This window comes from Bartonella sp. AD328YNZD (assembly GCF_042196425.1).
The window spans coordinates 1-7430 of sequence record NZ_JBHIQG010000100.1 but is presented as its reverse complement, the minus strand read 5'-3'; the positions used below and the strand labels follow the sequence as shown (position 1 = coordinate 7430).

At 36.2% G+C, this 7430-nt stretch carries 5 protein-coding genes; 3 read left to right on the top strand and 2 right to left on the bottom strand.

The features are described 5' to 3' along the window. Window positions 1-152 precede the first annotated feature (152 nt). The 3 genes from ACFIO3_RS06195 (at window position 153) to ACFIO3_RS06185 (ending at window position 5606) form a co-directional block, all read left to right on the top strand. The gene (locus tag ACFIO3_RS06195; protein WP_375608195.1) at window positions 153-566 is read left to right on the top strand and encodes a hypothetical protein; all 414 of its coding nucleotides are present in this window, start codon (window positions 153-155) and stop codon (window positions 564-566) included. A 2259-nt stretch (window positions 567-2825) separates the two neighbouring features. Further along, on the top strand, window positions 2826-3269 hold the full coding sequence (locus tag ACFIO3_RS06190; protein ID WP_375704204.1) for a hypothetical protein: 444 nt from the start codon (window positions 2826-2828) through the stop codon (window positions 3267-3269). Between the two features lie 1593 nt (window positions 3270-4862). Further along, entirely contained in the window at window positions 4863-5606 is a 744-nt protein-coding gene (locus ACFIO3_RS06185) for a DUF4167 domain-containing protein (protein WP_375608198.1), read from the top strand. Window positions 5607-6403: 797 nt separating this feature from the next. On the opposite strand, the gene ACFIO3_RS06180 is transcribed toward ACFIO3_RS06185, so the two are convergent. Beyond that, window positions 6404-6853, bottom strand: coding sequence for a hypothetical protein (locus tag ACFIO3_RS06180; RefSeq protein WP_375608199.1), 450 nt, complete (start codon window positions 6851-6853; stop codon window positions 6404-6406). A 44-nt stretch (window positions 6854-6897) separates the two neighbouring features. Then, on the bottom strand, window positions 6898-7263 hold the full coding sequence (locus ACFIO3_RS06175; RefSeq protein ID WP_375608200.1) for a hypothetical protein: 366 nt from the start codon (window positions 7261-7263) through the stop codon (window positions 6898-6900). Between the last annotated feature and the right edge of the window lie 167 nt (window positions 7264-7430).

Here is a 7430-nt window from a genome sequence, read left to right as displayed (position 1 = left end):
TAATCTAAAAAAATACCTTGTAAAAATTTTCGATGAGGAAATTTTTTTTAAAGCCTTTCATATGGTTGTCTGAGGTTTCTTAAAGAACCGTGCAAAGAGAAAAGATATTCAAATGCTCAACGGCTGTTTAGCTTATTAAAAAGGGGGATATAATGGCACTTTTTCCATTTTCTATTGCTGATATTGATGATCCTGAATGTATTCGTGTCGTTCTTTATGCTAGCGGAAGAATGGGACATGCTCCTTTAAACGCATTGTTGAAGAAAGCATATGAAGATATTACAAAAATTTCAAAGCGTGTGGATGCTTTAGAAAAAAAATTAAATGCTCTAGATCTTACCAATGTCGAACAAAAGGCGAAAGAAGAGGATCAAGATAATATCAATAGTATTGTTAGCGGTAAAATAACTATCCCCAATATTAAGACGGAGACATCAGAAATTAAAATAGAATCATCTTTTGTGGATAGGGAAAATTTTGTTTCAGAAATACAGAAGGTACCAGAAATACACATCAATGCTCATGAAGGTTTCATAATTCATCCTCCTAAAAAATTTCTTTTTTAGTTTTAAGAAGAAAAATAGAAAAGAGTGATTGGTCGCAATGAAAATGCATTTGTTGAAGTTATATATCAGATAAACTTTTCCTATTTATATTTTCGGTGGGTCTTGGAATTGCACCCTGTTTGAGATGTTTTTAAAAAGGTAAAAATTTATTAAAAGAAAAACATATTTCACAAATAGAGAAAGATTGTTGTAGGGAAGTTTATCATGCGTTGTTGGAGAAATTAGGGCGCATTATTAAAATCTATGGGCAAGCCTTTAAAGCCTACAAAGAAAGAAGTCTTGCCTCAGCAGAAACGCATGGCAAAAAAATTGCAAAAAATAAAATCTTGCAACACTTTGAAAAAGCTTTTGGATAGGGCGTTTGATGATCGTAAATCTATAAGAAATTTACTGTTTTTACGCTTTTTTAAAGAGAAAAGTAGCCGTTTGTCGCCTTTTTAATTGCTCAAAAGCCTCATAAAAAAGAAAGTGTATTTGCCAAAATAGATTAAAGCGGGGGAGAATATCTATCATTGAACTTTCTTATAAAAAAGAAAAATGATGGCTTGTTGGAGAAGGCTTGAGGGCTAAAGGTGTGCTTGTTTTTTTATCAGACAGTGGACTACAAGTGCTTGTTTATTTGTCTTATCTTGTGATGCTGTAAAATTATGCCATAAAACACCCTCCTTTGAGGTGTGGTGATATTAAGTTTTCTTGATACAAGTGTTTTTTGGGCGTGCTGAATATTCAGGAGGGCATATTTTCGGACTTGAAGTTTAAGGGAATCACATGCGTGGGAAGCTAAATGAACCCCGCTAGAATCCGGACTATTGATAGATCTGATTGGCTGAAAAATCTTCATTTTTTGAAGTGGTGGACGCATGTCAAGAAAAACCAGATTTTACAAATGTAAAAGAACGGGGTTTATTATAGCGATGTACTTAAACTATACGTTTGCTCTTGGATTATATTGAGATAAAGATACGAAAGTGTTTTGATTTATTTGATACGTTTTGATTTTAGAAAGATCGTTATTACAAAAGACTCCTTTCAATACGAAGGCATTATGCTTGATATGGTTAAAGCCATAAGAGAGGCAAGAAGCTTTTTTCATTTAAATGAATGAAATAAAAAAAGGCTGTTATCCCTCATTATTTATATTCTTTTTGGATAAGTTTTATAAATATAATTAAAAAGCTTGCAATATTATACGTTTTGTGTATAAGTATTCATTATTAATTTCTTTTGTATTTTATTTAGTTATATCTCTATTCATGAGCCGCGTCATTTAAAGGCGCGGCTTTTTTATTGTCTAGAAGCCAAGGGTGCTATGTCGTTGTCATTGAGGTGGCTTTGGATATTATTCTCATCATTATATTTTGTGTGTTCTTGTTGTTGTGAAATCTCTAAATTCTTATGCGTTTTTTATTCCAATAGGGAATCAAAGCAAAAATGTGGGGGCAGTTTTCGTTTCTTTGCATTGATTATCATGGGGACTGTGGAAGAGTAAAAAATAATTTTGTTACCCTTTGATGGAGAGAGATAAGGGGGCGATGCGTAAAATGCGGGCGCACGCGAGGGAGTCTTCTCATCAATGCCAGATGATCCAAAATGCATAGTGTCTTTAACAGGGTTTGTAGAAATCAATCAGAAAAACCATTTTTTCTTCGTGTAACCTTTTACATTAATAATCTCTTCCGGTTGTCACCACTGCCCTTTGAGGGGCAGTGGTATAAGGCGTGTAAGATTTTATACATGAGGTGTTTGTGTGGGGTGAATATGAGGGACGTTTTTTCTGTAGGGACTCATGTAAATGCACATGAGAGTTTTTTGTTCGGTGTGTAATGACTATGGGGAGGTGGCACGTTTTTGTCCATAACGCCTTATGAAATATCGCTTGTTGAGGGATGGTGATAGAGATCACATGCGTGGGAAATCCAAGAGAAAAAGCCTAAGGGAGGAAGAGCCTTAAGGGGAAGTCAAGGGGGAGCCCCAAGGAGAAAGATAAGTAGATTTCTCCTTAAGAGTAGCTTCATTGTTTACAGATCAGTATGGATAAAGAATCTTTGTCTTTTAAAGAGGGTGGGAGAAAATGATAATCTCTCTTTTTTCATAAAGGGGATGAGAAAAGTTTTTCACAAGAATTTTATACGATAAAAGAGAGCCTTTTTATATAAGTGTATTGATCGTTTGCCGTTATAACTTGTATTATGTACACAGATACTTCTATCATTTTTTGCTGTAAAAGCTTCTTTAGGGATGTTAAAGGATATAGTCTTTATGGAAAAAAGAATTCGCGCAAGGCAAAATGCTTATTTCAAAAGATTGTATCGCAAGATTGCTTTTGTTTGCATGATACTTTTTTGTATAGTGATTTTGTGTTTTGCTGTTGCAAAGGCAGTCAGTTATTTTTCTTCTCATCAAAAAATAACACAACAAGCGCCTGTTGAATTGGCTATTCCTGTCTTTGATCTGCGTGTGTATTGCAAGGAAATTTCTGCTTCCGTTATGCCCGAGATGAAAAAAGAAGTTTATCAGCACTGCCTTAATTTAGAAAGTGAAGCCTATTTTGCTATTCGTGAAATGTGGGATAAGCTTTCTGATACTGCGAAAAAACAATGTTTGATGATGGTACGGCCGGGGGATGGAAATTATTTTCTCTTACGAGATTGTTTTCTCAATGAAAGAGAGAATAAACAAGGTAAAAGGCGCAATTACTTTTAAGTTTTTATACGGAAAGTTAAAAGATTGCGAAATTGGATGAAAAGATAAAAATTCCTGATTATTACCTGTCTCTATACCAAGAGAAGAGTGATTTATTTATCTTGTTGTACCGCACTTTCTTTAATATGCAATGAATTGATTTATGTGGATAATTTAGCGATATTCATATTGAATTAGAGACCTGAATAACGTAAGGTTCTCTTATTTCAAACTTGTTTATCTTAAAAACAATCAGAATCACTTGCTTTTTCGTTATAAGTGAGGCTGGTGTGTGGTAAAATTGTATAAGATAAGGATTAAAAATGCCTATAATGAACCATCCTAAGGTGCCAAGGGCTATAGCAACACCTACGAGCTGGCAAATATAATGACGGTGTGGAGACATAAGGCATGTATACCTTCTTGAAATATTGGAGTGTTCGTGCGTGGTGAATCTTCGTCGATTTATTGAATCTTTCGTTTAAATGAATCACATGTGTGGGAAGCCAAGGAGAACGTGTTTGATAAAGAGTTCGGATTGTTTATAGACCGACGTTGGTTAAGAGGCTGCGTCCTTTGAGGGCAGGAGTCAATAAACATGAACAAACAAGAAAGAAATCTTTCTTTGAAAGGCTATAAATATTCAAGGCTACTCTATACGTCAAATGCTATGCTGCGGTTATATATGCTGGGTTTACAAATGTGCTTGTTTTGTAATTTCGATTTTCTTATTAGAAAATAGAGGAGAGGGAATCCGTTATGCTCTTCTTAATTTGTAAACTTTAAAGGACCATTTTTGGGGGGAAGAATCTGATTTTTAGAGCAGTGTGACATATGGGGCGTTTTTTCTCATAAATTGCTGTTTTTTATATTTAAATATTTAGCTTTTAGGCTCAATTTGTTGTCAATCAAACGATTTGATTCCTTTAAAAGTTTCATGGGATTAAAACAAAAAGGGATCATATCGTTGGTCTTTTTTGGAAAGAAGATTGATTTCTTAGTCATTATAGGGCTTGAATAATGCTTCATCTTAATCTATCTATAAAAATTAAGAGGTTTTGTGAGGCGGTCGTGGATTATCGCTCGCCAGGGGTTGCTTTAGCAGTGAAAAGAGGCTATATATCATCAAATCAAGAGGTTCGTGCAGTGACTCGTTGGGATATAAGTGCTTGTGAGTTAAAGGCATGAGGGGGAAGAGAATATCGGCGTTTTTAGGAGCGGTGGTTTTAAAACAGAAAAGGGTAGCTTTTATATTTTCTGATGGGGTTTCTCCTTTGTCAGGTATGGTGTATGTGTGTTCTCCTTTTTGTTTTCCACAAGATAATTATTTTTTTAGTGAAATATGGTTTATTTTAAAAAAAACACTTGGCATTTTACGTGAACATCACTAGTTTTCTGCTGGTTGACAGAAAAAAAGGGAATTTTTGATTTACGATTTCCCTGCTGTTTTGTGATTTTCAAAAAAAATATGTTTTTATCAATATCAGTAGGGTTCATTTGAGTGAAATAAACACGGATAGCTTGATAACCGTATGGTAAATGTAATCAGTATTATCAAAAATAGTGCAATGAAGAAGAGTCAATCAAGATATACACTCCAAAAAAGGGATAAAAATGAGGCCACAACAAAATAGACGGGTACGCGGTCGCAATAATAACAATAATGGTAATAATAATCGTCGCGGTCCTAACCCGTTGTCTCGTAATTATGAAAGTAGCGGTCCGGATGTTAAAATTCGCGGAAATGCTCAGCAAATTGCCGATAAATACATAAGCCTTGCACGTGATGCACAAGGGGCTGGTGATCGTGTTATGTCAGAGAACTATCTACAACATGCAGAACACTATTTGCGTATTATTTTAGCGGCAGCGGGGCAAATGTCTCAATCTATTCGGTGTGATGAGAATCGTGATGAAAACAACGAGCAAGAGTACAGCGAAATAAACACTGAAGGTGAAAAAAAAGATGCTGTCGAGTGCAAGACAAGTGATACAGATATATTACAGATGCCGTCGCAAAAGAATGGGAATGGCCGATATGCCAAAGCGCAAAATGGGGATGCGCGTGAAAATGCTTTAGAGGCTCTATCGGATGAGAAAACGGATCAAGAGCACTGTCGCTCTGAGGAAAAGGTTGAACCTGTCAAAAAAACGCGTCGTTCTCTCCGTCGACGTACTGTTCGGATTCAAGACGAATCATCTCTTGAGCTTTCACTTGCAACGTCAGAAAGCTCTAGCAATGGGGATGCATCAACATCAACAGAAGAGGTTTCTTCTTTGCCTGGATTAGGTGAGGGGATACAGAGAAAAATCCGCCGTCGTCGTGTGGTGACACCTTCAGCAGAGGAAAATGTTTAAACCTCAAGAATGCTGTGTAAGCGCTTGTGGTGATGTTGTTGGTATGCATGATGGTCAATTGTATATGCTCAAGCCTCTTGTACTTTTTTGAATTTTCATGGTTAATATCGGAAACTGAAAAAGGGAGTCGGCAGAAAAGCTTGTCTCTTTACTGGGCAATAGGTAAAGGGGATACAGAGGAAACCATATCTGTGTATTTTTTAGAGGCGTTCTTTTCTGAAGAACTGATTTCTTTGTTTATTCGCACCTGTGTTTGATATCTCTCAATGTATTCAAGACCATTTCGTGACGGTACCCATGAATGCTGTAATATCAGCCATGTTTGCTTAATAAAAGGTGCAAGTTGGGCATTATTGCTTTCATTATCAATGTTGCAAGCTTTTCTTTTGGCTTTTGAAATCGTTTATAAGAGGTATTTTTATTCATGTACTTTTTGCTGTGATGTGTGAGGAAATGATTTTAATGAACTTCATCCATGAATAGAGTTGAAATGAGAGAATCTTACGGTATTTGAGGCGCTCGTTTGACCTGAAAATAAATGGTTCTTATAAATCAATATGTTGAATTGTTGTACTCAAGAAGGTGTATTCCTCACACGTTCATTTGAGTTTTTGTAGGAAATATCCGTTTTCTTAAGAATGAGGATGCATTGACTAAAAGGTTGCTCCTTCATCTCAATGAGGTGAGGGGATATAGAGAAAAATCTGCCGTTGTCCAAGTGGTCGCATCTTGAAGCCGAGGAAAATGTTTAAATCTTCAGGGGTGCTATGTAAGCGCTTGTGGTGATGTTGATTTGCTTAATGAGGCATGGTCGTTGATATTTCTTGTGTTGTTTCAACAGAAAGAACGGAGACCAGTGCACCGGTGTGGTAATTGTAAATCATAAATTTTGTTTGTCCATCAGGGGTTAAAATTTTCAGTACAATATTGTGTTCTGAGAGGCTTTGCGACAAAATTTGTGTTTTTTCCGGTAAGGAGAGCGTATGATGGATAACGTGTGGATTTTTGCTGAGAGAGGAAGATAGCTCTGTTTGTTTTGGCGCTGATCCGGTTGCGATAACTTTATAAACAATTAAAAATAGTACGGTCAGAATAAGGAAGAGCGTTATTAAAACGGAAATAATCATTAAACCCATAAGTTTTTTTCTCACCCGTTCTACAGCAGGATCTAAGGGGAGATCTTGAGGCAGAGAAATTTGCTCTGCGTGATGGTCATTTGAAGGGGGCATAGGCGTATTATCCATCATGTCTTTCATTGATTATTTTTTGAGATTTGATTGGGTTTATGCTTTTAAAATTTTTTGTGCAAGAGGTTTGTGAAGGAAGAACGGACAAGGGGAAGCGAAGTTGGTAAAATGTCTTGTTTGTGGTCTTTGGATTTCTTGTCATTGACGTTTTGACTTTTAAGCAGGAAATTTCCATGGTTTGTTACAGACCAGATCAATTTTACTTCTTGTTGATGTAAATTGGGGTGTACGTTTATGCATTGGGCAAAAATTTGTTGTCCATAAAAGGCAAATTTTTTTGTGGATGGTACCATAGCTTGTTCACATGCTTGAGCTGTTGGGTAAGTTTTAACCATTGTATTGTTTGAATAGCAACTGTTAAAATCATCCGTACATGAAACCAATAAGAGGATAAAAACAAGGGGATTCATAAATTATTTTCCAAATGAGTGGTTGACAGTGTGAACTCCAATTTGTCAGCCTAGGGGCTTCTTCATTGTTAAACATTTTCAAAGTTTTTTAGTTCCCAAGTGCAGTTCCCAAGTGCAGTTCCCAAGTGCAGTTCCCAAGTGCAGTTCCCAAGTGCAGTTCCCAAGTG